The 26,347-nt window shown below is 67.2% G+C and carries 29 protein-coding genes; 12 read left to right on the top strand and 17 right to left on the bottom strand.

The features are described 5' to 3' along the window. Positions 1–19: 19 nt before the first annotated feature. From hypD to AC1DYK_RS15325, 17 genes are all read right to left on the bottom strand, one after another. Positions 20–1,174 (bottom strand): hydrogenase formation protein HypD, encoded by a 1,155-nt coding sequence (hypD, locus tag AC1DYK_RS15405; RefSeq protein ID WP_478167129.1) that lies wholly within the window; start codon positions 1,172–1,174, stop codon positions 20–22. Further along, positions 1,171–1,416, bottom strand: a complete 246-nt coding sequence (locus AC1DYK_RS15400) for a HypC/HybG/HupF family hydrogenase formation chaperone (RefSeq protein WP_478167128.1) — start codon at positions 1,414–1,416, stop codon at positions 1,171–1,173. The genes hypD and AC1DYK_RS15400 overlap by 4 nt, the downstream gene beginning before the upstream one ends. Then, the gene (locus AC1DYK_RS15395; protein ID WP_478167127.1) at positions 1,407–2,564 is read right to left on the bottom strand and encodes a Kae1-like domain-containing protein; all 1,158 of its coding nucleotides are present in this window, start codon (positions 2,562–2,564) and stop codon (positions 1,407–1,409) included. The genes AC1DYK_RS15400 and AC1DYK_RS15395 overlap by 10 nt, the downstream gene beginning before the upstream one ends. A gap of 5 nt (positions 2,565–2,569) precedes the next feature. Next, positions 2,570–3,439: a hydrogenase nickel incorporation protein HypB gene (gene hypB, locus AC1DYK_RS15390; protein WP_478167126.1), complete on the bottom strand. Its 870-nt coding sequence runs from the start codon at positions 3,437–3,439 to the stop codon at positions 2,570–2,572. A gap of 11 nt (positions 3,440–3,450) precedes the next feature. After that, positions 3,451–3,798, bottom strand: a complete 348-nt coding sequence (gene hypA, locus AC1DYK_RS15385) for a hydrogenase maturation nickel metallochaperone HypA (RefSeq protein ID WP_478167125.1) — start codon at positions 3,796–3,798, stop codon at positions 3,451–3,453. A gap of 28 nt (positions 3,799–3,826) precedes the next feature. After that, a complete protein-coding gene (locus tag AC1DYK_RS15380; protein ID WP_478167124.1) occupies positions 3,827–4,930 on the bottom strand; it encodes a hypothetical protein in 1,104 nt (367 codons plus the stop codon). Next, positions 4,927–5,484, bottom strand: coding sequence for a [NiFe]-hydrogenase assembly chaperone HybE (hybE, locus tag AC1DYK_RS15375; RefSeq protein ID WP_478167123.1), 558 nt, complete (start codon positions 5,482–5,484; stop codon positions 4,927–4,929). Before hybE ends, AC1DYK_RS15380 begins: the two co-directional genes overlap by 4 nt. Further along, positions 5,481–5,723, bottom strand: a complete 243-nt coding sequence (locus AC1DYK_RS15370; RefSeq protein WP_478167122.1) for a rubredoxin — start codon at positions 5,721–5,723, stop codon at positions 5,481–5,483. Before AC1DYK_RS15370 ends, hybE begins: the two co-directional genes overlap by 4 nt. Then, positions 5,720–6,586 carry a hydrogenase expression/formation protein gene (locus AC1DYK_RS15365; protein ID WP_478167121.1) on the bottom strand — a complete coding sequence of 289 codons (867 nt, stop codon included), beginning with the start codon at positions 6,584–6,586 and terminating at the stop codon, positions 5,720–5,722. The genes AC1DYK_RS15370 and AC1DYK_RS15365 overlap by 4 nt, the downstream gene beginning before the upstream one ends. A 10-nt stretch (positions 6,587–6,596) precedes the next feature. After that, the gene (locus tag AC1DYK_RS15360; protein WP_478167120.1) at positions 6,597–7,100 is read right to left on the bottom strand and encodes a hydrogenase; all 504 of its coding nucleotides are present in this window, start codon (positions 7,098–7,100) and stop codon (positions 6,597–6,599) included. Then, complete coding sequence (locus AC1DYK_RS15355; protein ID WP_478167119.1) at positions 7,097–7,441, bottom strand: HypC/HybG/HupF family hydrogenase formation chaperone; 345 nt, start codon at positions 7,439–7,441, stop codon at positions 7,097–7,099. The genes AC1DYK_RS15360 and AC1DYK_RS15355 overlap by 4 nt, the downstream gene beginning before the upstream one ends. Before the next feature lie 7 nt (positions 7,442–7,448). Next, positions 7,449–8,084 (bottom strand): HyaD/HybD family hydrogenase maturation endopeptidase, encoded by a 636-nt coding sequence (locus AC1DYK_RS15350; protein WP_478167118.1) that lies wholly within the window; start codon positions 8,082–8,084, stop codon positions 7,449–7,451. Positions 8,085–8,088: 4 nt separating this feature from the next. Continuing rightward, the gene (cybH, locus tag AC1DYK_RS15345; RefSeq protein ID WP_478167117.1) at positions 8,089–8,817 is read right to left on the bottom strand and encodes a Ni/Fe-hydrogenase, b-type cytochrome subunit; all 729 of its coding nucleotides are present in this window, start codon (positions 8,815–8,817) and stop codon (positions 8,089–8,091) included. A gap of 32 nt (positions 8,818–8,849) precedes the next feature. Further along, complete coding sequence (locus AC1DYK_RS15340) at positions 8,850–9,467, bottom strand: HupE/UreJ family protein (RefSeq protein ID WP_478167116.1); 618 nt, start codon at positions 9,465–9,467, stop codon at positions 8,850–8,852. Positions 9,468–9,495: 28 nt separating this feature from the next. Beyond that, positions 9,496–11,352 carry a nickel-dependent hydrogenase large subunit gene (locus tag AC1DYK_RS15335; RefSeq protein ID WP_478167115.1) on the bottom strand — a complete coding sequence of 619 codons (1,857 nt, stop codon included), beginning with the start codon at positions 11,350–11,352 and terminating at the stop codon, positions 9,496–9,498. A 34-nt stretch (positions 11,353–11,386) separates the two neighbouring features. After that, positions 11,387–12,478, bottom strand: coding sequence for a hydrogenase small subunit (locus tag AC1DYK_RS15330; RefSeq protein WP_478167114.1), 1,092 nt, complete (start codon positions 12,476–12,478; stop codon positions 11,387–11,389). Positions 12,479–12,742: 264 nt separating this feature from the next. Beyond that, positions 12,743–13,711: a LysR family transcriptional regulator gene (locus AC1DYK_RS15325; RefSeq protein ID WP_478167113.1), complete on the bottom strand. Its 969-nt coding sequence runs from the start codon at positions 13,709–13,711 to the stop codon at positions 12,743–12,745. 107 nt (positions 13,712–13,818) lie between these two features. Here AC1DYK_RS15325 and AC1DYK_RS15320 point away from each other — a divergent pair, with 107 nt between their 5' ends. Genes AC1DYK_RS15320 through fba form a run of 12 tightly spaced genes read left to right on the top strand, consistent with a single transcriptional unit; the run spans position 13,819 to position 26,308 of the window. Then, positions 13,819–15,285, top strand: a complete 1,467-nt coding sequence (locus tag AC1DYK_RS15320; protein WP_478167112.1) for a form I ribulose bisphosphate carboxylase large subunit — start codon at positions 13,819–13,821, stop codon at positions 15,283–15,285. Positions 15,286–15,330: 45 nt separating this feature from the next. Continuing rightward, positions 15,331–15,750 carry a ribulose bisphosphate carboxylase small subunit gene (locus AC1DYK_RS15315; RefSeq protein WP_478167111.1) on the top strand — a complete coding sequence of 140 codons (420 nt, stop codon included), beginning with the start codon at positions 15,331–15,333 and terminating at the stop codon, positions 15,748–15,750. Between the two features lie 23 nt (positions 15,751–15,773). After that, a complete protein-coding gene (gene cbbX / locus AC1DYK_RS15310) occupies positions 15,774–16,676 on the top strand; it encodes a CbbX protein (RefSeq protein ID WP_478167110.1) in 903 nt (300 codons plus the stop codon). After that, positions 16,666–17,469, top strand: coding sequence for an HAD-IA family hydrolase (locus AC1DYK_RS15305; RefSeq protein WP_478167109.1), 804 nt, complete (start codon positions 16,666–16,668; stop codon positions 17,467–17,469). The genes cbbX and AC1DYK_RS15305 overlap by 11 nt, the downstream gene beginning before the upstream one ends. Continuing rightward, entirely contained in the window at positions 17,466–18,173 is a 708-nt protein-coding gene (gene rpe / locus AC1DYK_RS15300) for a ribulose-phosphate 3-epimerase (RefSeq protein ID WP_478167108.1), read from the top strand. The genes AC1DYK_RS15305 and rpe overlap by 4 nt, the downstream gene beginning before the upstream one ends. After that, the gene (locus AC1DYK_RS15295; RefSeq protein WP_478167107.1) at positions 18,170–18,856 is read left to right on the top strand and encodes an HAD family hydrolase; all 687 of its coding nucleotides are present in this window, start codon (positions 18,170–18,172) and stop codon (positions 18,854–18,856) included. The genes rpe and AC1DYK_RS15295 overlap by 4 nt, the downstream gene beginning before the upstream one ends. 42 nt (positions 18,857–18,898) lie before the next feature. Then, positions 18,899–19,969, top strand: coding sequence for a class 1 fructose-bisphosphatase (locus AC1DYK_RS15290; protein WP_478167106.1), 1,071 nt, complete (start codon positions 18,899–18,901; stop codon positions 19,967–19,969). Positions 19,970–19,998: 29 nt separating this feature from the next. Continuing rightward, on the top strand, positions 19,999–20,877 hold the full coding sequence (locus AC1DYK_RS15285) for a phosphoribulokinase (protein ID WP_478167105.1): 879 nt from the start codon (positions 19,999–20,001) through the stop codon (positions 20,875–20,877). A gap of 18 nt (positions 20,878–20,895) precedes the next feature. Then, the gene (tkt, locus tag AC1DYK_RS15280) at positions 20,896–22,992 is read left to right on the top strand and encodes a transketolase (RefSeq protein WP_478167104.1); all 2,097 of its coding nucleotides are present in this window, start codon (positions 20,896–20,898) and stop codon (positions 22,990–22,992) included. A 40-nt stretch (positions 22,993–23,032) separates the two neighbouring features. Continuing rightward, positions 23,033–24,043, top strand: a complete 1,011-nt coding sequence (gap, locus tag AC1DYK_RS15275; RefSeq protein ID WP_478167103.1) for a type I glyceraldehyde-3-phosphate dehydrogenase — start codon at positions 23,033–23,035, stop codon at positions 24,041–24,043. 8 nt (positions 24,044–24,051) lie between these two features. Beyond that, complete coding sequence (locus AC1DYK_RS15270) at positions 24,052–25,233, top strand: phosphoglycerate kinase (RefSeq protein ID WP_478167160.1); 1,182 nt, start codon at positions 24,052–24,054, stop codon at positions 25,231–25,233. A 34-nt stretch (positions 25,234–25,267) separates the two neighbouring features. After that, the gene (gene fba / locus AC1DYK_RS15265; RefSeq protein ID WP_478167102.1) at positions 25,268–26,308 is read left to right on the top strand and encodes a class II fructose-bisphosphate aldolase; all 1,041 of its coding nucleotides are present in this window, start codon (positions 25,268–25,270) and stop codon (positions 26,306–26,308) included. Positions 26,309–26,347 lie beyond the last annotated feature (39 nt).

Here is a 26,347-nt window from a genome sequence, read left to right as displayed (position 1 = left end):
ACGTAGTCCTTCTTGGTGTTCACGCTTGCGCCTCCGCTTCGACCTTGATCGCGATGTCCTTGAAGCGTCCGTACGAGTAGTGCGCCGCGCATGCGCCTTCGGACGAGACCATGCACGAACCGACGGGGTTCTCCGGCGTGCAGACGGTGCCGAAGATCTTGCAGTCGGTCGGCCTCTTGACGCCGCGCAGGATCGCGCCACATTCGCAGGCCTTGTTGTCAGGCACCGGCCGGTAGCCGAGGCCGAAGCGGCGTTCGGCATCGAACCCAGCGTATGCCGGGCGGATCTTCAACGCGCTGTACGGCACCTCGCCGAGGCCGCGCCACTCGAAGCTGCTGCGCAACTCGAACACCTGCGAGACCAGCGCCTGCGCGTGCAGGTTGCCGTCGCGGTTCACCGCGCGGGTGAACTCGTTCTCGACCTCGGTGCGGCCCTCGTTGACCTGCCGCACCAGCATCAGCACCGCCTGCATCACGTCCAGCGGTTCGAATCCGGCGATCACGACCGGCTTGCGATACTCCTGCGCGAAGTGCTCGTAGGGCGCCGAGCCGATGACGATGCTGACATGCGCCGGCCCGACGAAGCCGTCGATCGGCACGGTGCCGAACTGCCGCACCTCCGGCGATTCGAGGATGTGCGTGATCGCCGAGGGCGTGAGCACATGGCAGCACAGCACGCTGAAGTTCTTCAGTGCCTCTTGCTGAGCGGTCCGGATCGTCAACGCGGTCGGCGGTGTCGTGGTCTCGAAGCCGATCGCGAAGAAGACGACTTCGCGATCCGGCTCGCGGCGCGCGATCTCGAGTGCGTCGGCGCCCGAGTAGACCATGCGGATGTCGCCGCCGCGCGCCTTGGCGCGCACCAGGGAGAGGCCGTCGGAAGCCGGCACGCGCATCGTATCGCCGTAGGTGCAGACGATGGCACCGTGTTCGAGCGCGAGCTGGATCGCCAGGTCGATGCGGCCGATCGGCAGCACGCACACCGGACAGCCGGGGCCGTGGATCATGCGCACGTTCGCGGGCAGCAGTTCGCTGATGCCGTAGCGCGAGATCGCGTGCGTGTGGCCACCGCAGAACTCCATGAAGCTGTACTGGCGTTGCGGCAGCGCCTCGGCGTGCAGGCGGTCGGCGATCCTTCTTGCAATCGCGCCGTCGCGGAACTCGTCGATGTATTTCATGGCAGGGTCGCTCCGTTCTCGGCATCGCGTTGCGCCAGCGCGCCGAACATCGCCAGCGTTCGCTCGGCCTCTTCGAGGTCGATCTGGCCGATCGCGTGGCCGACGTGCACGATCACGTAGTCGCCGACGACCGCGTCTGGCACCAGCGCGACCGAGATTTCCTTGCGGATGCCGCCGAGCTCGACCAGCGCCAGCGCGCCCGGTCGCAGTTCGATCAATTGAGTGGGAATGGCTAGGCACATGGCATGGCTTTTCGTGGGGTGAGGAAGGTTCGGGCGCGCAGGCTGTGGGCGGCGACCCAGGCCTGGCCCAGCGCGAGGGCCGCGTCGCCGCAACCCGAATGGCCGGCCGACAGCACGCGAAGCCCGCGCGCCTGGATCCCCTGCGTCACCTGGATGCGCAGGATCGCGTTGAAGAAGCAGCCGCCGCCGAGGCAGACGGTGCCGCACCCGGCCTGGCGTGCCGCGGCCGCGGCCCAGCCGGCCAGGCCCTGCGCCAGCGACAGGTGGAACCAGGCCGCGGCCTCGTCGGCGTTACGTTGCGGCATGGGCCAGGCGAACAGTCGCTCAAGCAGCGGGCGCGGATCGAGCAGCCGCAGGTTGCCGGCGTCCGGCCAGGCGGCGGTCGCTGTGACCGCGTGCCCGGCCAGCCAGCGTGCGGCCGCCGCCTCGAGCGCCATCGCGGCTTCGGCCTCGTGGGCCTGTCGCACGCTCAGCCCCAGCGCGCCGGCCGCCGCGTCGAACCAGCGACCGGTGCTGCTCGTGGGCGGGCAATTCAACCCGGCGGCGAGCATGCGCTGCACCCCGCCGGCCAAGGCAGGCCCGACACTCGGCGAGAAGCGGTCGGCAATCCGGTCGCCGGCACCGAGCGCGTGCAGGGCCGACGCCGCCATGCGCCAGGGTTCGCGTGCCGCGACATCGCCGCCTGGTAGCGCCAGCGGCCACAGGCTGCCCAGGCGGTCCCAGCCGTTGCCGTCGACCCGCAGCAGCTCGCCGCCCCAGGCCGTGCCGTCGCTGCCGAGACCGACGCCGTCGAGGGCGAGGCCGATGACCGGCTCGTCCAGGTCGTGTTCGGCGATCACGGCCGCGATGTGTGCGTGGTGGTGTTGCACGGCGATCGCCGGCACGCCCCACTCGTGCGCCAGGGCGATGGCGATGCGCGTGCTGAAGAAGTCGGGATGCAGGTCATGCGCCAGCGCGGCCACCGGCGCCTGCGCGTCACGTGCGTCGCGCGCGAGCGCCCGCAGCGAGGCCTCCAGTTGACGGCAGGCTGTCGGGTCCTGCAGGTCTCCGTGCAGCGCAGACCAGCGCGCCTGGCGATGCCCAAGCAGGCATGCGGTGTTCTTGAGCCATGCGCCGCAGGCCAGCACGGCGGGAAGCGGCTGTTGCATCGACTTCAGGCGCCGAGCGGGCCGGTGTCGTCGTCCGCGCCGGCGAGCCAGTCGAGCCAGGCACCCATGCCTTCGCCGCTGGTGGCGGACAACTGGATCACTTCGATGGCCGGATTGACGTGGCGCGCGCCGTCGATGCAGCGTGCCACGTCGAAGCGCAGATGCGGCAGCAGGTCGATCTTGGTGAGCACCATCAGCCGGGCGGCCGCGAACATGTCCGGGTACTTGAGCGGCTTGTCTTCGCCCTCCGTGATCGACAGCAGCACCACCTTGGCGGCCTCGCCGAGGTCCCACAGGGCCGGGCAGACGAGGTTGCCGACGTTCTCGATGAACAGCAGGCTGCGGTCGCCAGCGTGCGCGGGGTCGTGAGCGTGGCTGTGCAACTGCGCGAAGGCATGCGCGACCATCGGCGCGTCCAGGTGGCAGCCCTTGCCGGTGTTCACCTGGACCGCCGGCACGCCGGTCGCGCGGATGCGCTCGGCGTCGAAACTCGTCTGCTGGTCTCCTTCGATGACCGAGATGTCCATCCCCGGGTGGCGCGCCCGCAGTGCGTCGATGGTGGCGCACAGCAGGGTGGTCTTGCCCGATCCGGGGCTGGACAGCAGGTTCAGCGCGTTCACGCCGTGCGCGGCGAAGTGGCTGCGGTTGCGCGCGGCGATGCGGTTGTTCTCGCCGAGGATGTCGGCTTCCAGCCGGATCGTGCGCTCCTGGCTCAGGCCAGGCACCGATACGCGGGCCGCGCCTGAACCGAAATGCAGGTCGCCGTGGGTGGAATGGTCGTGCCCGTGATCGTGATCGTGATCGTGATCGTGATCGTGATCGTGATCATGGCCGTGTTCGTGTTCAGTTTCAGCGCATCCGCAAACGACACACATGGTGGGTCTCCTTATAGATCTTCGACTTGCAGCTCGAGCACGCGCAGCTCGGTGCCGCCCGTGGCCTGAAGCTGATGGCTGCGGCAGCGCGGGCAGGCATCGCCGCGCCGCTGGATCTCCACACTGGCGCCACAGGGGAGGCACCATGCGGTGCCGGGCGGCTCGTGGATGTCGATCGATGCGCCCTCCAGGCAGGTTCGAGGTGCGATCGCCTCCAGCGCGAAACGCAGGGCATGCGTCTCCACGCCACAGAGCTGTCCGGCTTCCAGCCGCAGCGCGGTGACACGCCGGAATCCCTCCCGGCGCGCCGCGTCTTCGACGAGTTTCAGGATGCCGCCGGCCAGACTGGCTTCATGCATGGTGGTACTCCGGGGTCGCTGCGTGCGCTTAGATAGCGAAGCGCACGCACGGATCGTACGCTGCCATCAGGATGCGCACCGCCGCCTGCGCTTCGCTGCCCGCGGCGGGCATGTGCTCGAGCGCATGCGCCACAGCGCCGCGGGCATGAAAGTTCCAGTCAGTCGGGGCCACGACCTCGTAGCCGGCCACGCGCCGGTCACCGGGCGGTCCTTCGACGCGCGCGCGATGGAGCAGCAGGCCGCGCGCCATTTCGACCCATGCCAGCCCTTCGCCGGGACCGGTCTGCAATGCGCCCGTGGCGAGCCACGCTGCGCCGCTGCGGCTTGGCGTGTCCGGCAGGGAAAGCCGTGCCAGTTCGGCGATGCGTGCGCCGAGCCGTTCCCATGCGTTCCTGGGCGGTTCGGCGCGCAGGTCGTGCAGCCGAGTCCAGCTTCCGGTCTCGGCGCATTGGCCGCGCCAGGTGGGCGCGGTCGCGTCGAACGTGGTGCCCATTTCGGCCGCGAGAGCATGCAGGTCCGCCGGGCTGGCGTGCGGACGCAGCGGCGCCGCGGGCAGCAACGGGCCGACCGCAAGCGGAGCGCAGGCGCGCAACAATGCGGGCAGCCAACCGTGGTTGCACTCACACCATTGAGCGAGCCATCTGGCAGGTTCTTGTTCCCACAGTGCCAGCCAGGCGCTCGGCGAGGTGCCCAGCAGATGCGAGAGCCAGGCGGCCCGATCGACATCGCCGTGCGACCGCGCCGCGCCGGCCAGCCACGGACAGTCCAGCAGCGGATTGCGATTGTCGTCGGCCGATGCCTGCGTTGCGCCTGGCGCGCACAATTCGACCGGCCAGTCGAGGCCGATGCGCAGCGCGTGATCGCGCGCCGTCTCCCATCGCAGCGCATGCAGCTGCGCAAAGGATGCGGATGCTTCCTGCCCCTGCGCCGCCGCCAGCGCCAGCGCGCCGCACAAGGCGTGGGCGTGGCCACACAAGGTGAACAGACTGCTCAGCATGCGCGGTGCCGCGGTCGCAGGTTGACCCGTCAACAACAGGCCGGCGAGGGCGCGGCGGCTGCTGGTGAGGGTGTGCGGGCGTCGCAGCCCCGGCCGCACCTGCAGCATGCCACCGAGGGTCAGGACCTTGCTCATGGCGCGTATTCCTGCGTGGTAGTGCGCCCGAGCAGAAAGGCGCGCCGTGCCGGCGCCGCCAACGCGGAGTCCGGGCCTGCGTCGGGCGGTGCGTCCGCGCACCGGCGCAACTGGGCCAGCAGCGCCGAGGCGGTGGCGATCGCGCCGGCCTGCGTTGCGAACTCGAACATGGGCGAGAACATCGAGCAGGCTTCGAACGACCCGAGACCGTCTTCGTGCGAGCCCGTGAAGGCGAACTGCGCATGCCCGATGTTGCGCACGCGTGTCGTGCCGATCAGTGCGGGCGTGTCGCGTCGCACGACCGGCAGCCACACCAGGTTCATGAACCAGGGTGTGACCAGAATGCCGGTCGCGGCCCGGGGATCCGGCCGGTGTTGCGCATCATCGCGCGGGCGTGCCGGTTCGAGCCCGAAGCCGACCGCTTTTACCTGCAGTGCGGTGTTCATGAAGGGCAGGCCGGCCATGCGCGAGCGCGAGATGCCGGCGAACGCTGCTTCGAGCGCCCGCGTCCGCAGCGTCAGCTCGGCGTGTCCGGTGCCACCGGCGCCGGTCATGGCGGGCTCGCGTCGTCGAGGACCATGAACTGGTCGGCATCGCCGTCGCATTGCGGGCAGCGCCAGTAGGGAGGCAGCGCGGTGAACGCGGTGCCGGGGGCGATCTGCCAGATGTCGTCGCCGAGCGCCGGGTCGTACACCCACCAGCAGATCTTGCATTCGAGCCGTGCCGAGGCGCCCAGCTTCGCGCGGTCGCCGAGATAGCTGCCCTCGAACCGTGCAGGGCTGCTGGCGGTCATGCGCTCTCGAGCCACTGCAGCACCTCCGCCAGCCGCTCGTGCGAGTCCTCCAGGTCCTCGCGCGCGGCCTGGGCGACTTCGGGCAGGTCGCCGACCTCGACTGTGTTCAGGATCACCACGTCCTGCGAGTTGTAGTAGACGACGCGCCAGCAGTTCGGCATTCGCGTGTTCGTGATGCGGCAGTTGCCATAGCCGCGCGACAGGATGAGCACGCGGCCGGTGCCCAGGTGATGATCGAGGAATCCGATGTCCTCCATCGACATCGGCAGCAGCGTGAGGTTGATGACTTGCGTGGGGCGGCCCGGCGCCCAGGCGCGCCAATGGTCCTCGATCTCGGCCAGGACGGCCGGCGCGTTCTGGACGTTGGGCGGCAACGCCCCCGGCCAGCGCGGGACGACGGGCGCCACGTCTTCGCGCGCAATGTCTTTCAGCGCATCGGGAATGGCGCCAAGTTCGATGCAGTCGGTCGCGACGACGCCCTCGACCGATCCGATCACGCGCCAGACGCCGGCGAAGACCGACTCCTGGGCGCGCAGTTCGCGTGGCGGCGAGCCCTCGTGCCGCACCAGGGCGCTGACTTCGCCCTCGCCGAGCACTTGGTTGATAAGGGCAAGGTCGCCCAGTGCAAGACCGTCGAGCGCTATGCGGCGGGTGCCGCCTTCGCGGCAAACGACGGCCAGTTGCGCAAGCGCGTCGCGCAGCGCAGCGTGCGCCGGCTGGTGGGCTGCGATTTCCTCGGGTTCCGGCAGCACAGGTGCGCGAAATGTTTCCATGCCCTGCGGCATCGCCATGTAAGCGAGCTCTTCTTCTTCGGGCTGGGAGCCGGGGCCGATAGTGTGCACGGGAATCGGGAAGTCTTTCATCGTGCGGTCCTCAGTGGCAGGAGGCGGCCGCGCCAGTGGCGCTCACCACCGGGATGCCGATCGTCGGTGCGCGCGTCACCGGACTCGCCAGTGCGCTCTCCACCCGCTGGAGGAATACTTCCCAGTCGTGCATGCCCGACACTGTGCCGACGTAGTCGCCGTCGCGCAGGAACAGCAGCGTGGGCCAGCGCTGCGAGCCGAAACGGCGCGCGACCTTTTCCTCCAGGTCGCGCGGCACCACAGCCACGGCAAAGCGGCCCGGAAAGCTGCGTTGCAACTCGGGCAGCACGGCGGCCACATCCTGACCCTCGGGAAAGCGCACGGAGTCGCCTGCGAACAGCACGACGCGGTCACCGCCCAGGGCGGACCAGGCGTCGATGCTCTGGTCGTCGACCCATGTCGCGCCGAAGTCGTCGACCAGGCGCGCAATGAGGGCGGAGCTCGCGCGGCGGGGCTCCGGCGGCTGGACCGGCAGGTTGACGAGCGTTTGGCTGCCGGTGATTTCGGATGTCATGGAAGGCTTTCGGTGAGTTCGGTGGCAAGGCGCGGCGGCTTCTGGCCGCACAGAGCGAGGAGGTTTTGCGCGCTGGCGCTGGAAGGAAGGTCGAACGCAGCCGGTGCACCGCTCGCGGCGCCGGCCTGCGCCGCCGCAAGCAGGTCGAGCGTGGCGTTGATCTCGCTGGCGCGCCGCGCATCGATGCGCTCGCGGACGCTGTCGAGAAAGACCAGCACCCAGTCGCCGACCGCCGGCTCCGTCACCAGCGCGGTCCGGACGCGTCGTTGCTCGCCCCGTCCGGCGCAGAGGGCGTGTCCCGGCTCGACGGCGACGACCTGCATGGGGATGCCGATGCACATGGCGCGCTCAGGCTTCCTGCCGCGCTGGCGCCGGCAGGAAGCGTTCGTCGCCGCGGCGGCAGGCAGCGTCCTCGGCCGGTCGTCCGGCCTCGTAGCGCCCGAGGTCGAGCTGGCGGAAGGTCACGGCTTCGGAACCGTCCAGCGGCTGCCTGCGCGGTCTCGGGGCGGCACCCCAGCGCCGCAGTGCGTCGACGCCGAGCGCGAGGGCATCCTCCATCGCAAGTCTCACGGTCGGGCGCAGGCTGCCGCCGTAGTCGTCCAGCTCCTCGGGCTGGCAGCCGACGAGCAGCACGTGCCGTGGATAGCGCTCGGTGAGTTGCGCCAGCAGGAGCACTTCCTGGAACCCGGTCTGGTGAAGGCTCATCTTCTTGGCGCCCATGAAGCGAGGCACTTCGTCGTCCTCGATCAGCTTGAGCGTGCCGGGCGCCAGGCCGTAGTCGATAGCGTCGAAGATCAGCAGGCGGCTGGCCTGCTGGATGTGCTGAATCAGGTAGAGGCCCTGCGTGCCACCATCGATCAGCGCCACATGCGGTGCGAACTCCCAGCGTTGCTGCAGGGCTTCGACACAGCGCACGCCGAATCCCTCGTCGGCCCACAGCACGTTGCCGATGCCGAGCACGCAAATGGATTCATCCTGCGACATGTGCTCAGTCCTTGAACGTGCGATGGCCGGAGATCATCGTGCTGACCACGCTGGAGCGGCCCATGATGTCCTCCCGGATCGCGGCGTACACATGCAGGATCACGAACACGATCAGCCCCCACATGCCGAGGTGGTGCCAGGTGTGCACATCCTGCGACTGCCCGAACAGGGGGACGACCCAGCCGAAGAGACGGTCCTGCCAAGAGCCGCGCTGGGCGCCTTCCGCATACAGCGCGAAGCCGGTGACGATCATGAAGACAATCAGCAGGAGGAAGCCGAAAAACATCGCGAAACGCGCCAGCGGGTTGTGGCCCACGTAGCGCCCGGGTCGCGCGCTGACGAACGCGTACCACTTCACCATGCCCCAGATCTCCAGCCAGTAGACGCGCTGGAAGATCGGCACCCAGAACAGCTCGCGCGCGTGGTGGTTGCCGACGACGGCCCAGTAGATGCGCCCGAGCAGCCCGACCGCCAGCAAGTAGCCGGCCGCGAAATGCGCAAAGCGGATGTAGCCCATCAGGAAGTTCGCGCTGGCCTCGCCAGGCTGGGTCGGCAGCGGAGAGCCGATGAAATAGCCGGTGATGGCCAGCACCGTGATCGCGAGCGCGTTGATCCAGTGCCAGATGCGCACCGGTGCCTCGTACACATAGACCGACTTGATCGACCGGCCGTGCGCCACGGTGCTGTCGTCGCCGGCGCGGGCCGGGGCGACGGGGGAGGAGGTTGTATTCATGGCTGGGTCCCGGAATGGTGTGCGCGCCGGCGTCAGAGGCGCGCCGCGAGCATCAGTAGCCCGCTGCCGCCGATCAGCGCGGTCGCCGTGCGCCAGGCCCAGGCCGGCAGCCGCTGCAGCGCGGCGCCGGCCCCGAGGCCCACGGCGTGCAGCAGCGTCGACGCCAGCAGGAAACCGGCCGCGTAGGCCATGAACGAATGGCCGCCGGCCAATTCACCGCCGTGTGCATGGCCGTGCAGCACCCCGGCGAGCGCGACCAGTGCCAGGCCGGCCATCGGTGCGATGCGCCGGGCGCCCAGCAGCAACGCCGCGAGCGCGACCACGCTCAGCGCGACGCCCGCCTCGACCGCCGGCAATCCGATGCCGCGGATGGCCAGCCCGGCGCCCAGCAGCAGCGTCGCGAGGAATGCCGCCGGACCTGCGGCGCGCCAGCCCTTCGGCAGCGCGACCACCGACCACATTCCCACCGCGACCATGGCGAGCAGATGATCGTAGCCGCCGAGCGGGTGTGCAAGCCCGGCGGCAAAGCCTTCGGTGCCGTGGCCGGGATGGGCCTGCGCGGCCGAGGCGAGCGCGAGCGCGAAGGCCGCGGCCAGGGCCTTGGCCACCGACACCCGAGCGCGGGTGCTGCGTGCTGTCTGGATCTGCATGTGCTTGTCTCCGTTCTTGGGGGGTGATTCAGCGCACGGTGACGCTGGTGAGTTCCCGGCCGTCCGGGCTCATCACGTGGGTCGAGCAGGCGAGGCACGGGTCGAACGAGTGCAGCGTGCGCAGGATCTCGACCGGCTGCTCCGGGTTGGCCATCGGCGTGTTCATCAGGCTCGCCTCGAAGGCGCCGATCTGGCCCTTGGTGTCTCGCGGGCTGCCGTTCCAGGTGGTCGGCACCACGCACTGGTAGTTCTCGATGCGGCCGTCCTTGATGCGGATCCAGTGGCCGAGCGCGCCGCGCGGCGCGGCGACGGTGCCGACGCCCTTGGCCTCCTTCGGCCAGGTGGACGGGTCCCATTTCTCGACGTTGGCCGTGCTGGTGTCGCCGGCCTTGATGTTGGCCACCAGTTCGTTGAAGTCGTCGAGCATCATCTCGGCACAGTACTGTGCCTCGAGCGCGCGCGCCAGCGTCCGGCCGATGGTCGTGGGCAGCAACTGCTTCACGGTGAACTGCGTCTGCGGCATGCCCAGCGCCTGCGGGAAATCCTTGTTGATGATCGCGGCGGACCGGTCGACCTGCTCCTTCACCCGTTGGCAGTGGGGATGGCCCTTCAGCGCGTGCGCGTAGCCGAGGATGTAGCGCGACAGGGGACCGACCTCCATCGCGTGGCCGCGCCAGCGCGGCGACTTGATCCACGAGTACTTCGCGCTTTCGTCCAGTTGCTCGATGTTCGTTCGCGTGCCCTTGGTCCTGGCGCCGAGCTCGTACTTGGGTTCGGTCACGCCGTCCCACGGGTGCAGCCCCTTCGACTCGTCGGCGTACTTGTACCAGCTGTGGTTGACGAACTCCTGCACCTGCGCCGGGTCGCGCGGGTCCACCGGGAGGATCTCGTCCCAATTGCCGCCCAGGATCGCGCCACCGGGCAGTTGCTGGGTCCCGTGGTCGCCCATCACCTTCTCGTACGTGCCGTAGTCCATCACGTTGGTGGCGGCGAGGCCGCCGCCGTAGAGCCAGCCGGCCTGCTTGTAGATGGTGCCGATCGCCAGCACGTCGGGGATGTAGACGTTGTTGTTGAACTCGATCATTTCCCGGATGCGCGCCTCGATGAAGTTCAGCCGCTCCATGTTGACGGGCGCGCCCGCGGCGCCGTCCTTGTCGATGTTGATGGCGCAGGGCACGCCGCCCACCAGGTAGTTGGGGTGCGGGTTCTTGCCGCCGAAGATGGTGTGGACCTTGACCCACTCCTTCTGCAGGTCGAGTGCCTCGAGGTAGTGCGTCACCGCCATCAGGTTGGCCTCGGGCGGCAGCACGTAGGCCTTGCTGCCCCAGTAGCCGTTCATGAACGGGCCGAGCTGGCCGCTCTCGACGAACTTCTTGAGCCGGTTCTGGATGTCGCGGAAATAGCCCGGCGACGACATCGGATGCGATGGGGACACGGTCTGCTGCAGCTCCGAGGTCTTCTTCGGATCGGCCTTCAGTGCGGACACCACGTCGACCCAGTCGAGCGCATGCAGGTGGTAGAAGTGCACCGCATGGTCGTGCTCCTGCAGCGTCTTGGCCATGATCTCCCGGATCAGGTAGGCGTTCTTCGGGATCGTGATGCCAAGCGCATCCTCGACCGCGCGCACCGAGGCGAGCGCATGGCAACCGGTGCACACGCCGCAGATGCGCTCGACGAAGGCCCAGGCATCGCGGGGGTCGCGGCCCTTCAGGATGACCTCGAGCCCGCGCCACATCGTGCCGGTCGACACCGCGTTGCGAATGACGTTGTCGCTGTCGACATTCACTTCGCAGCGCATGTGACCTTCGATCCGCGTGACCGGATCCACCACGATACGGCGACCCGTATCGTCCATCTTGAAGCCTTGTGTCTCGTATGCACTCATTGTTGTGGTCCTTGCCGTTGGGGCATCGAATTCTTCATCGTTCGGCGGTGTCGGCCGTCTTGCTTTCGGCCTTGTGCTGTGCGGCCCGCTTGATGGCCGATGCGGCGGCATGCGCGACCGCTGCCGCCCCGACCACGCCTGCGGCCGTGGCACCGATCCGGTCGGCATTGGCCTCGATGCCGAACTGGTGGATGTCGGTCAGGCGGTTGTAGAACGAGCCCTTGTCCCAGAAGCCGTCTTCCGAGCAGCCGATGCAGCCGTGGCCGGCCTTGATCGGGAAGCTCGTGCCCTCGTTCCACTGCACCGTCGAGCAGGCGTTGTAGGTGGTCGGGCCCTTGCAACCGACCTTGTAGAGGCAGTAGCCCTTGCGTGCCGATTCGTCGTCCCAGGCCTCGACGAACTGGCCGGCGTCGAAGTGCGGGCGGCGGTAGCACTTGTCGTGGATGCGCTGGCTGTAGAACATCTTCGGGCGGCCCTGGCGGTCGAGTTCAGGGATGCGGTCGAAGGTCAGCATGTAGGTGATCACGCCGGTCATGACCTCGGCGATCGGCGGGCAGCCGGGCACCTTGATGATCGGCTTGTCGAAGATCACCTTGTGGATCGGCGTGGCCTGGGTCGGGTTCGGCTTGGCGGCCTGCACGCAACCCCAGCTTGCGCACGAGCCCCAGCTGATGATCGCCTTGGCGTCCTTGGCGACGTGCTTGAGTTGGTCGATGAAGGGCTTGCCGCCGATGATGCAGCTCATGCCGTCCTGGTTGAGCGGCGGGTTGCCCTCCACCGCGAGGATGTAGTTCCCCTTGTACTTCTTCATGATCTCCTCGAGGATCGCCTCGGCCTGGTGGCCGGCGGCGGCCATCAGCGTGTCGTCGTAATCGAGCGAGATCATCGATAGCACCACGTCCTTGGCCAGCGGGTGCGCCGAGCGGATGAACGATTCCGAGCAGCAGGTGCATTCGAGGCCGTGCAGCCACAGCACCGGCGTGCGCGGCTTGGTCTCCATGGCATGGGCGATCTGCGGCACGAAGGCCGGGCCGAGGCCGAGCGACGTGGCGGTGAGCGAGCAGTACTTGAGCAGGCTGCGGCGCGAGATGCCCTGACGTCGCATGACGTCGTAGAACGTTTCCATCGTGTCTCCTTGCCTTGGCGGCGAATGTGGTGAGCGGCGCTACGTCTTTGCAACTCGCGGACCAACTTCGTGCAAGCGCGGGAAAACCCCGTGCAGCTCACGGCAAGTGCTTGATTCGATTGGAAAAAAGAGGACGCTCGCGGACGCCCTCCGCAGCGGCGCGGACCCGAGGTGACGCCTTCCTTCCAGTTTTCATGCCGCACTGGAAGATTCGTTTCCACCCCTGCGCCGCGAGGGGCGGCAAACGCGGAAGACCTGCGGCAGCTACCTTGAGCGTGCCACCTTCCGGGCGGGCTTTTCCGGCGTCCGCGGCATCGGCCGGAGCTGCGCCAGGATCAGCCGCTGGCCGTGGTCTCGGAGGAACTGCATGAAGGCCGCTGCCAGTTGCGGCAACCGCCGCGTCGTCAGATGCATGGCGTACCAGTCGCGCTCGATCGGATTCGGGGTCATCGGCAGCAGGGCGAGCATGCCGGCTTCGAGTTCCAGGCGACAGGTGTGCATCGAGAGAAAGGCCACGCCGAAGCCCGCGGCGCACATCTGCTTGATGGCTTCGTTGCTCGACAGTTCGGAGCCCGCGCGCAGCGGCAGCCCGGCCTCCTTGAAGAGCGTCTCGATCGTCGTGCGCGTGCCGGAGCCACGCTCGCGCACCAGCAGCTTGACGCCGGCGAGATCGGCGACGGTCAATTTGTGCCGCGCCATGAGCGGGTGCGCCGGCGAGGCCAGGAAGGCCATCGGATGCTTGGCAAAGGGGAGGGCGGTCGTCTTCATCTCGGCCGGGGGACGGCCCATGATCGCGATGTCGATCTCCTGGCCCGCCAACATGTGGACGATCTCGTTTCGATTGCCGACCCTGAGCTTGATCTCGACTTCGGACCGTCCGTCGGCAAAGGCCACCAGCAGCGGCGGCAGCAGGTATTCCGCCGTGGTCACCGCACCCACGCGAAGGGTGCCGGAGATGCCCCCGCGCTGGGTCGACATCTCGTCGCCGGCTTCGCGCCACAGATCGAGGATTCGGGCCGCGTAGCCGGCCAGCAGTTCGCCCGCGTCGGTGAGCCGCACGCCACGGCCGACGCGTTCGACCAGCGGCGTGCCGGCGCTCTCCTCGAGCAGCTTGATCTGAATGGAGACCGCGGGCTGCGTGAGATGCAGCTCGCTCGCCGCACGCGAAACGCTGCCGAGACGGGCCACCGAATGCAAGGCTGCCAGCTGCCTGAATGTCGCGTTCTTAATCATTAGTCATTGCAAATGTATTTCGCAAAATTATTAACTATTACAAATGATCGTTGGTTCGTACATTGGGTTCCTCACACACCAGCGAGCAACCTGACACGGAGAACCCCATGGGACAGATGACCGAGCCGAAGCAGATCACCGACAGCGTCAAGCGCTACACCGCAGGCGTCCTGAAGTATGCCCAGATGGGCTATTGGGACGGCGACTACGAGCCAAAGGCGACCGACGTGCTCGCGCTTTTTCGCATCACGCCCCAGGACGGCGTCGACCCGATCGAAGCCGCCGCCGCAGTGGCCGGCGAGTCGAGCACGGCCACTTGGACCGTCGTGTGGACGGACCGCCTCACGGCCTGCGACATGTACCGCGCCAAGGCGTACCGCATCGATCCCGTGCCGAACAACCCCGGCCAGTACTTCTGCTACGTGGCCTACGACCTTTCGCTGTTCGAGGAGGGATCGATCGCCAACGTGACGGCCTCGATTATCGGCAACGTCTTCAGCTTCAAGCCGTTGAAGGCGGCGCGCCTGGAGGACATGAAGTTCCCGGTGGCCTACGTGAAGACCTTCGCCGGTCCGCCGACCGGCATCGTGGTCGAGCGCGAGCGCCTCGACAAGTTCGGCCGGCCGTTGCTCGGCGCCACCACCAAGCCCAAGCTTGGCCTGTCGGGACGCAACTATGGCCGCGTGGTCTACGAGGGCCTGAAGGGCGGCCTTGACTTCATGAAGGACGACGAGAACATCAATTCGCAGCCCTTCATGCATTGGCGAGACCGCTTCCTTTGCGTGATGGATGCCGTCAACAAGGCGAGCGCGGCCACCGGGGAAGTGAAGGGCAGCTACCTCAACGTCACCGCCGGCACGATGGAAGAGATGTACCGGCGGGCCGAGTTCGCGAAGGAACTTGGCTCGGTGATCGTGATGGTCGACTTGGTGGTCGGCTGGACCGCCATCCAGTCGATGAGCCATTGGTGCCGACAGAACGACATGATGCTGCACATGCACCGTGCTGGCCACGGAACCTACACCCGGCAGAAGAACCACGGCGTGAGCTTCAGGGTGGTCGCCAAGTGGCTGAGGCTGGCGGGGGTTGACCACCTGCACACCGGAACCGCCGTCGGCAAGCTCGAAGGCGATCCGATGACGGTGCAGGGCTACTACAACATCTGCCGGGACACGCACACGCGGGTCGATCTGGCGCGCGGCATCTTCTTCGATCAGGACTGGGGCGCGCTGAAGAAGGTCATGCCGGTTGCATCCGGCGGCATCCATGCCGGGCAGATGCATCAGCTCCTGCATCTGTTCGGCGACGACGTGGTGCTTCAGTTCGGCGGCGGCACGATCGGCCACCCGCAGGGCATCCAGGCTGGTGCGACCGCAAATCGAGTGGCGCTGGAGGCGATGGTGCTGGCCCGCAACGAGGGGCGGGACATCGAGAACGAAGGACCGCAGATCCTTCGCGATGCCGCCCGCTGGTGCTCGCCGCTGCAGGCGGCGCTCGATACCTGGGGCGAGATCACTTTCAACTACGCCTCGACGGATACGTCGGACTACGCCACCACGGCGTCGGTGGCCTGACGTCCAGGCTCTCCAACCAAACCCCCTTCCACCCTGGAGCAACGAATGCGAATCACGCAAGGCGCCTTTTCCTTTCTTCCCGACCTGAGTGACGAGCAGATCACCTGCCAGGTCGCGCACTGCCTGTCGAAGGGCTGGGCTATCGGACTCGAATACACGGACGACCCGCATCCCCGCAACACCTACTGGGAGATGTTCGGCAATCCTATGTTCGATCTGCGCGATGCGGCGGGAATCATGGCGGAACTGGCCGATTGCCGGAAGGCCTTCCCGCGGCACTACATCCGCATCGCGGCGTTCGACTCGGCGCACGGCACCGAATCGGTGGCGCTGTCATTCATCGTCAACCGGCCGAGTGACGAGCCCGGTTTTCGCCTGATCCGCACCGAAGAGGCCGGCCGAACGGTGCGCTACAGCATCGAGAGCTACACGGTCCAGGCGCAGCCCGAAGGCAAGCGCTACTGAATCGCTGAATCCGACCCACCGCCATGGACATCTCCTCCGACCGCGACCCCGGAAGGCTCATGGAAGCCTCCGGCGCACGCGCCGTGCTCGACAGGCTCGATGCCGAGCTGATCGGCCTGGCGCCCGTCAAGTCGCGCATCCATGACATCGCGGCGCTGCTGTTGATCGACCGGCTGCGCGCCGAGATCGGCCTGCAATCCACGCCGCCTTCGCTGCACATGTGCTTCACCGGCAACCCTGGCACCGGCAAGACTACGGTGGCGTTGCGCATGGCCGAAGTGCTCAAGCAACTGGGCTATGTGCGCAAGGGCCATCTCGTGGCCGTCACGAGAGACGACCTGGTGGGTCAATTCATCGGCCACACGGCGCCCAAGACCAAGGAGATCGTGAAGAAGGCGATGGGCGGCGTGCTCTTCATCGACGAGGCCTACTACCTCTACAAGCCGGAGAACGAGCGTGACTACGGCCAGGAGTCGATCGAGATCCTGCTGCAGACCATGGAGAACAACCGCGATGACCTGGTGGTGATCCTTGCCGGCTACCGGGACCGCATGGATTCGTTCTTCGGCAGCAATCCGGGGATGGCGTCGCGCATCGCCCACCACATCGATTTTCCGGACTACAGCGAGGACGAGTTGATGCGGATCGCCCAGCTGATGCTGGAGCAGCTGAACTACCGCTTCGACGATCCGGCGGCCTCGGCATTCAGCCGCTATGTGGGCCGGCGTCGCCAGCAGCCGCACTTCGCGAATGCGCGCTCGATCCGCAACGCGCTCGACCGGATCCGGTTGCGGCACGCCACGCGCCTGTTCGGCCTCAAGACCACACTCAACCCCGACCAGCTGCGCACCCTTGCAGCGGAAGACGTCCTGGCCAGCCGCGTGTTCGGCGATGGCGCAACCGATGGAGAACGAGATGGCCATTGACGTTCTGCTGTTCGATGTCGACGGTACGCTGGCCGACACTGAGGAGGCGCATCGCATCGCCTTCAACGTGGCGTTCGAACGCGAAGGGCTCGGCTGGCGCTGGCAGCCCGAGGACTACCGGCGGCTTCTTGAAGTGACCGGCGGCAAGGAACGCATCCGAAGCTACATCGATGCATTGCCGATATTCGACGGCGAGCGCCGACGGCTGCTCGAACGCGTGCCCGCGCTGCACGCAGACAAGACCCGTGTCTACACCGGCATCGTCCGCGACGGCGGCGTGCGCCTGCGGCCCGGCGTCGAGCGCCTGATCCATGAAGCGTTGGATTCAGGCTGCCGCCTGGGAATCGCAAGCACGACGAGCGCTGCCAACGTCGACGCGCTCCTGCACTCGGCGTACGGCCCGCGCGGGCTCGACTTGTTCAGCGTCATCGCCTGTGGCGACCAGATCCACCACAAGAAGCCGGCACCCGACATCTACAGGCTGGCGCTGGCCAACCTCGGAATCGGACCCGAGTGCGCGGTGGCCATCGAGGACTCCACGAACGGTCTGCACTCGGCCTGTGCCGCGGGGCTGTGGACGGTCGTGACGCCGACCTTCTGGACGGAGGGTTCCGACTTCGAGGGCGCCGCACTCGTGCTGCCGAGCTTGGGCGATCCGGCACAGCCGCTCGAGGGCGAACCCGGCGATCGACTGCGCGATGCGGCGTGGCTGACATTCGACGAAATGGCCTCGCTCGCAGCACCCCGCCAGAAGTCATCACTGACGCTGCTGTATGAAGGGAGCGCGCCATGAACGGGATCGTTCGCATCGCGCCCAGCCTGCTTGCGGCCGACTTCGCGCGGCTGGGCGAGGAGGTCGAGACCGTCATCGAGGCCGGCGCCGACCTCATCCATTTCGATGTGATGGACAACCACTACGTGCCCAACCTCACCATCGGCCCGATGGTGTGCCAGGCCATCCGAAGCCGTTGCCGCCGCGGAAACGAGTCGGTGCCGATCGACGTTCACCTGATGGTCAAGCCGGTCGACGCGCTGGTGCCGCTGTTCGCCGAGGCGGGGGCATCGATCATCTCCTTTCATCCCGAGGCCAGCGAGCACGTCGACCGGACGGTGCGGCTGATCCGGTCCTTCGGCATCAAGGCCGGCCTGGCGCTCAATCCGGCGACGCCGCTGCAAGTGCTGGACCATGTGCTGGACGAACTGGACCTGGTGCTGCTGATGTCGGTCAACCCGGGCTTCGGCGGCCAGTCTTTCATCGAGACGGTGCTGCCCAAGATCTCGGCCGTTCGAAAGAAGATCGACGTCTGCGGGCGCGAGGTCTGGCTGGAAGTCGACGGGGGCATCAACGCCGCGAATGCGCGCCGCGTCGCCGAGGCCGGTGCCGACACGCTGGTAGCCGGATCGGCCGTCTTCGGCAAGACGGACTACCGCGGCGCGATCGCCGCGATCCGGGCGGAGACGACGCGCTGCGCGCCAACGCAGGAGGGTGCGGCATGACGGTCATTCACGGTCATGGCGCCATCCGCGCCGTTGCCTTCGATCTCGACGGCACCCTGGTCGACACTGCGGGAGGCGTTGCCAAGGCGCTGAATGCCGCGCTGGCCGACGCCGCGCTGCCTCCCTTCGACGTGTCCACCGTTCGCGCGTGGATCGGTGACGGCCCGGACGCGCTCATCGCACGCGCACTGGACACCTGCAATCTCCCCGACGTCTACATGACCTGGCTGGCCGGCTGTGTGCGCCGCAGCTTCGACGCCGTCACGCTGGAGGCGCCGTTCGCCGACTGTTCGGTCTTCCCCGGCATTGAGGAACTGCTGACCGAACTCGTCATCAGCCGTCCGCTGGCGGTGGTGACCAACAAGCCGACCTTGCTGGCACGCGTCGTGCTGGAGGGGGCAGGGTTGCTGCATCTATTCGACAGCGTGCACGGGGCCGACGAGGCCGCGCAGCGCAAACCCTCGCCCCTGCTGATCGAGCAGGCCGCGCGGGCACTCGATGTGGCGCCCGGCGACATGTTGATGGTGGGCGATGCGCACAGCGATGTGATGGCCGCGTCCGCGGCCGGTTGCCCCGCCGCGTGGGTCCGATGGGGTTATGGCCAGCCTGCATCCGGAGAGGTTGCGGCGCGCTGGCACCTCGACACGCCGACCGACCTGATCGCGCTGCTGGCCCGAGGCTGAAACGCGCCGAGTCCGATACGAAGAAACCAGGAGAAATGCACCATGCCCACCGGAGGAAAGTCCACCCTCACCCAGTTCCTCATCGAGGAACGTCGAAGATTTCCGGAAGCGACCGGGGATCTGAATGCGCTCGTCACGGACGTGTCGCTCGCCTGCAAGGCCATCGCCCGAAAGGTGGCGTACGGCGCGTTGGGCGGCGTTCTGGGCAGTGCCGGCACGGGCAATGTGCAGGGTGAGGATCAGAAGACGCTCGATGTGCTGAGCAACGCCGTGTTCCTTCGCGCGAACGAGTGGGGTGGTCACCTGGCTGGCATGGCGTCGGAAGAAATGGAAGCGCCGTATGCACTGCCGCCCGAACATCCGCGCGGCAAGTACCTGCTGCTGTTCGATCCGCTCGACGGTTCCTCGAACATCGACGTCAATGTGTCGGTGGGCAGCATCTTTTCGGTGCTGCGGGCGGAGTCGCCGGGACAGGATCCCGCGCCGGACGATTTCCTGCAGCCCGGAACGCGCCAGGTGTGCGCGGGCTACGCGATCTATGGTCCGTCGACCATGCTGGTCCTGACCTTGGGCAGGGGCACCCACGCCTTCACGCTTGACCCGCAGCTGGGCGAATGGGTCCTGAGCCACCCAGACCTGAAGATCCCGGAGCACACGCGCGAATTCGCGATCAATGCGTCCAACGCGCGTTTCTGGGAGCCGGCCGTCAAGCGCTACGTCGATGAATGCATGGCGGGGCTGGCCGGTCCGCGCGGCGCCGATTTCAACATGCGCTGGATTGCTTCGCTCGTGGCCGAGGCGCATCGCATTCTCATGCGCGGCGGCGTGTTTCTCTACCCGCGCGACTCGAAGGACCCAGCGCGCGAGGGGCGGCTGCGACTGCTGTACGAAGCCAACCCGATCTCGTTCCTGGTGGAGCAGGCGGGCGGCGCCGCCAGCACCGGACGTTCGCGCCTGCTGGATGTGCAGCCCGACGCGCTGCATCAACGCATCGGCTTCATCTTCGGATCGGCGCAGGAAGTCGTCCGCATCGAGAGCTACCACAAGGGTGATGCGCCGCCATCCTTCGGCTCGCCGTTGTTCGGCAGTCGCGGCCTGTTCGCCATCACCTGACCCGCAAACCCAACCAGCGAGCATCGAGCATGTCAGTCAAGCATCCCGTCATTGCCATCACCGGTTCGTCCGGCGCGGGCACCACGTCGGTGACCCGGACCTTCGAGAACATCTTTCGGCGAGAAGGCGTCGAGGCCGCGGTCGTCGAGGGCGACAGCTTCCATCGCTACGACCGCCAGGCGATGAAGCAGGCCATGGCAACGGCCGAAGCCGAAGGAAAGCCGCACTTCAGTCACTTCGGCGAAGACGCCAATCTCTTCGCCGAGCTGGAGCAGTTGTTCGCCAGCTACGCCGAAAGCGGCACCGGCCAGAGCCGGAAGTACCTTCACAACGAAGTGGAGGCACGGCCCTTCGGTCAGTCGCCGGGCACCTTCACGCCGTGGCAGCCGCTGCCCGCCAGTGATCTGCTGTTCTACGAGGGCCTGCACGGCGGCGTGACCACACAGAGCGTGGATGTCGCCCGCTTCGCCGACCTGCTGATCGGTGTGGTGCCGGTCATCAACCTCGAGTGGATCCAGAAGATCGAACGTGACCGCAGCACTCGCGGCTACAGCACCGAGGCCGTCACCGACGTGATCCTGCGTCGCATGCACGAGTACGTGCACTACATCTGCCCGCAGTTCACGCGCACCCACATCAACTTCCAGCGCGTGCCGGTGGTGGACACCTCGGACCCGTTCGTGGCACGCACCATCCCCACGGCCGATGAGAGCCTCGTCGTCATCCGCTTCGCGAACCCGCGCGGCTTCGACTTCCCGTACCTGCTGTCGATGCTGCACGACTCGTTCATGTCGCGCGCCAACACGCTCGTGGTGCCCGGAGGAAAGATGGAGCTCGCCATGCAATTGATCTTCACCCCGATGGTGATGCGCCTGGTCGAGCGTCGCAAGAACCTGCTCGGCGCCTGAGCCGAACCCGGAGCCTTCATGACCAACGAGAAAACGACGACCCCCGACCGCGCCGCCTGCGCCAATGCCCTGCGGGTGCTGGCGATGGATGCCGTGCAGGCAGCCAACTCGGGCCATCCCGGCATGCCGATGGGAATGGCCGACATCGCCGAAGCGCTGTGGCGCCATCACTTGCGCCATGACCCGGCCGATCCCGACTGGATCGATCGCGACCGCTTCGTACTGTCCAACGGACACGGCTCGATGCTGCTATACGCGCTGCTGCATCTGAGCGGCTACGACTTGCCGATGGACGAGATCAAGCGCTTCCGTCAACTGCATTCACGCACACCCGGCCACCCGGAGGTCGGTGTGACGCCGGGTGTCGAGACCACGACCGGACCCCTTGGCCAGGGCCTAGCCAATGCGGTCGGCATGGCGCTCGCCGAGAAGCTGCTGGCCACGGAATTCAACCGGCCCGGGCACTGCGTGGTCGACCACCGCACCTATGTGTTCCTGGGCGACGGCTGTCTCATGGAGGGCATCAGCCACGAGGCCTGTTCCCTGGCCGGAACCTGGGGGTTGAACAAGCTGATTGCCTTCTACGACGACAACGGCATCTCGATCGATGGCGACGTGCGCGGCTGGTTCGGCGACGACACGCCGGCGCGTTTCGAGGCCTACGGCTGGACCGTCGTGCGTCAGGTCGATGGGCACGACAGGGCTGCACTGGACCGCGCCATCGCCATAGCTCACGCCGCGGACAAGCCGGTGCTCATCTGCTGCCGGACGACGATCGGCCACGGCTCACCGAACCGCGCCGGCACAGCCGAGGTCCATGGTTCTCCCTTGGGCGCCGAGGAGATTGCGAGAACCCGGGCGGCACTGGGCTGGTGCGAGGGCGCCTTCGACGTGCCGCAGCCGATACGGCTTGCCTGGTCCGCGGTAGAGCGCGGGGCGGCCGCCCGTGTCGCATGGCGCGAGCGATTGGCCGCCTATGCCGGCGAGCATCCCGCACTGGCGGCGGAGTTGCTGCGACGCTGCAAAAGATCCCCGATGCCGAGTCGCGACACGGAGGCCGCCCTGGAGGCGGCGTGCGAATCGGCTGAATCCGTTCGTGCCACCGTGGCCACGCGCAAGGCCTCGCAGGATGTGCTGCAACGCGTGGGCCCCGCCACGCCGGAGCTGCTCGGCGGTTCGGCCGACCTGACCGGCTCCAACCTCACCGACTGGCGTGGGCACACGCCCTTGCTGGCCAAGGGAACGGGAAACCACATTCACTACGGCGTCCGCGAGTTCGGCATGGCCGCCGTGATGAACGGCGTCGCACTTCACGGCGGCTTCCGGCCGTTCGGCGGCACCTTCCTGGTCTTTTCGGATTACGCCCGCAATGGCGTGCGCATGTCAGCCCTGATGAAGCTGCCGGTCGTGTACGTGTTCACCCATGACTCGATCGGCCTGGGCGAGGATGGTCCGACGCACCAGCCGGTGGAGCACGCGTCGAGCCTGCGCCTCATTCCCGGCGTCGACGTGTGGCGGCCCGCCGATGCGACCGAGACCGCGGTGGCATGGCGCGAGGCGATGCACCGGTCCGACGGGCCGAGCTGCCTGCTTCTCACGCGCCAGGCGCTGCCGCACGCCGGGGATTCGACGCCACGCCTGGCGTCCATCGCCCGCGGTGCATACATCTTGCGCCGCCCATCGGACGAACGCGTGGCACTGCTGGCCAGCGGCTCCGAAGTGGCCGTGGCCATGGCGGCGGCCGATCTGCTGGCGCAGCGGGGCATCGAGGCACGAGTCGTCTCGATGCCCTGCCTGGAAGCGTTCGAACGCCAGGACGCGGCCTACCGGCGCGAGACGATTCCGCGCCACCTGCCGCGCATCGCGGTCGAGGCCGGCAGCACCGGCTTGTGGTGGAAGTTCGTCGGGGAGGACGGCGACGTCGTCGGCATCGATCGCTTTGGCGATTCGGCACCCGCCTCGGCGCTCTTCAGGCTGTTCGGCATCGACGCAGAGTCGGTCGCAGCACGTGCTTTGGCACTGGTGGAGCGATCTTCCGCGGCCTGCGCGCTGTTAGCACGTGCTTTGGAACTGGGGGAGCAATCTTCCGCGGCCTGTGCGCTGATCTCCGAGTGATACCTATTTTTCAATCCAACCGACGCAAAGAGAGTTTGAATTGACGATCAAAATTGCCATCAACGGCTATGGCCGAATCGGCCGGAACGTACTGCGCGCGCTGTTCGAATCGGATCAGTACGACATGCTCGAGATCGTGGCCATCAACGACCTGGGCGATGCACGGACCAATGCGCATCTGACGCGCTACGACACGACCCACGGACGCCTCGCCTTGCCGGTTTCGCACGAAGGCGACGAACTCGTGGTGGGCGGCCGGAGAATCAAGGTCTTCTCGATGCGCAGCCCGGCCGACCTGCCCTGGCGAGAGCTCGACGTCGACATCGTGATGGAGTGCACCGGCCTGTTCACGAGCAAGGCCAAGGCGGCGGCGCACCTCGCGGCCGGCGCGAAGCGCGTGCTGATCAGCGCACCGGGCGGTACCGACGTGGATGCGACTGTCGTCTATGGCGTGAATCACGAGACCCTGCGCGCGTCGTACACCGTGGTCTCGAATGCCTCGTGCACCACGAACTGCCTGGCGCCCGTGGCGAAGGTCATGAACGACGGCATGGGCATGGCTTATGGCTTGATGACGACGGTCCACAGCTATACCAACGACCAGGTGCTCACCGACGTTTATCACCAGGACCTGCGCCGGGCGAGATCGGCGACGCAGTCCATGATTCCGACCCGCACCGGTGCCGCCGCCGCGGTAGGCTTGGTGTTGCCCGAGCTGGCGGGCCGCCTCGATGGGTTCTCGGTGCGGGTGCCGACCCTGAACGTCTCGCTGGTCGACCTGGTGTTCCTGGCCGAGCGCGACACGTCGGTCGAGGAGGTCAATCGTCTCGTGGAGGACGCGGCAGCGATGGGGCCCCTGCACGGCCTGCTCGGATACAGCGACGAGCCCCTGGTGTCCATGGACTTCAATCACGATGCACGCTCGAGCATCTTCGACGCCACCTGCACCAAGGTGTCGGGGCGGCTCGTGAAGGTCTGCGCGTGGTATGACAACGAGTGGGGCTTCTCCAACCGCATGATCGACACGGCAGTCGCCATGGCGAGGGCGTGAGCAAGCCCATGGCCTTCAAGACGATGCAGCAGGTGAACATGCGCGACCGGCGGGTCTTCATCCGCTGCGACCTGAACGTTCCCTTGAACGCGGCGGGCCTGATCGCCGACGACTCGCGCATCCGCAGCAGTCTCGACGGCATCCGTTACGCGTTGCAGCAAGGCGCCCGCGTGATGGTCGCTTCGCATCTGGGACGCCCGACCGAAGGCGCATTGGCGCCGAAGGATTCGCTGGCACCGGTTGCGGCGAGACTGGGCGAGTTGCTGGGCGTGCAGGTGCCCCTGATGGTCGACTGGCTCGATGGCGGCTTCGAGCAGCGGCCGGGCAGCGTGGTGCTGCTGGAAAACACCCGGGCCCATGTCGGCGAAAAGGCCAACGCGCCCGCGCTCGCCACGCGAATGGCCCGGCTCCTCGACGTCTACGTGAACGATGCGTTCGCCACCGCGCACCGGGCCGAGGCCACCACGGAAGCGCTGGCGCGGCTCGCCGACGAAGCCTGCGCCGGGCCGCTCATGGCCGCCGAGCTGGACGCGTTGGGTCGCGCGCTGGCGACGCCGGTGCGGCCGATGGCGGCCATCGTCGGCGGTGCCAAGGTCTCGACCAAGCTGTCGGTGCTGAACGCGCTGGCGGCCAAGGTCGAACTGCTGGTGGTGGGTGGCGGAATGGCCAACACCTTCCTGCTGGCGGCCGGACACCCGGTCGGCAAGTCACTGTGCGAGCCGGGGATGGTCGACGAAGTCCACGAAGTCCTGGCCACGCTCCACGCCCGAGGGGCGAAGCTCTTCATGCCCAGCGACGTGGTCACTGCAACTGCGTTGTCGGCCGATGCCGGTTCTTGTGTGCGGTCGATCGACCAGATTCGCGGGGACGAGATGGTGCTGGACTTCGGTCCCGCGTCGATGCGGGAACTGATCGCCGAGCTCGACCGGTGCAAGACCATCGTATGGAACGGCCCGTTGGGCGTGTTCGAGCTGGCGCCGTTCGCCACCGGGACGCGAGTCCTGGCGGAGGCGGTCGCCCGGTCGCCAGCCTTCACCATCGCCGGGGGCGGCGACACCGTGGCCGCCATCAACGCCTTTGGCGTGGCGGCGCAGATCGACTACGTGTCCACCGCCGGCGGCGCGTTCCTCGAATTTCTCGAGGGCAGGACCTTGCCCGCTGTGCGGGCGCTCGAAGAGCGCACCGCCTGATGGCCTCAACAACCCGAAACCAACGGAGCTTTGGATGGCAATGATTTCCTTGCGTCAACTTCTCGACCACGCCGCGGAGCATGGCTATGGCGTGCCGGCGTTCAACGTCAACAACCTGGAACAGATCCAGGCGATCATGCAGGCGGCACAGAAGACGGACAGCCCCGTCATCCTTCAGGCTTCCGCAGGCGCGCGCAAGTATGCGGGTGAGCCCTTCCTGCGCAAGATGGTCGAGGCGGCCGCGGAGATGTATCCGGACATCCCGATCGTGATGCACCAGGACCACGGCGCGAGCCCGGCCGTGTGCATGCAATCCATCCGCTCCGGCTTCACGAGCGTGATGATGGACGGCTCCCTCGAAGAAGACGCCAAGACGCCTGCCAGCTACGACTACAACGTGGACGTGACCCGCAGGGTGGTGGAGATGGCGCATGCCGTCGGCGTCTCGGTGGAGGGCGAGCTGGGCTGCCTGGGTTCGCTGGAGTCGGGCACCGCGGGCGAGGAAGACGGCGTCGGCGCCGCCGGGGTGCTGTCGCACGACCAGATGCTGACGGACCCGGATCAGGCTGCCGACTTCGTCTCCCGAACAGGTGTCGATGCGCTGGCCATCGCCATCGGCACATCGCACGGCGCCTACAAGTTCAGCCGTCAGCCGACGGGCGACATCCTCGCGATCGACCGGATCAAGCAGATTCACGCGCGCCTTCCGGACACGCATCTGGTGATGCATGGTTCTTCGTCGGTTCCGCAGGATTGGCTGCAGGTGATCCGGGACAACGGCGGCGAGATCAAGCAGACCTACGGCGTGCCCGTCGCCGAGATCCAGGAGGGAATTCGACACGGCGTACGCAAGATTAACATCGATACCGACATTCGCCTGGCCATGACCGGTGCGATGCGGCGCGCCATGGTGAAGGATCGTGGCGAATTCGATCCGCGAAAGTTCCTGAAGGAAGCGATGGCGGCAGCAAGCGAATTGTGCGTCGCCCGCTTCGAGGCCTTCGGCTGCGCAGGAAAAGCGTCCCGGATCAAGGCAGTACCGCTCGAGTCCTATGCAATGAGTCGTCGTCGCTAGGGGACGCGCGGGCTCTGGTGCAAATCGCGCCCGGGGGGG

The organism is Variovorax sp. P2_H12 (assembly GCF_056403395.1).
Note: the sequence above shows the minus strand (reverse complement) of the source record. Positions and strands in the feature narration are given on the sequence as shown.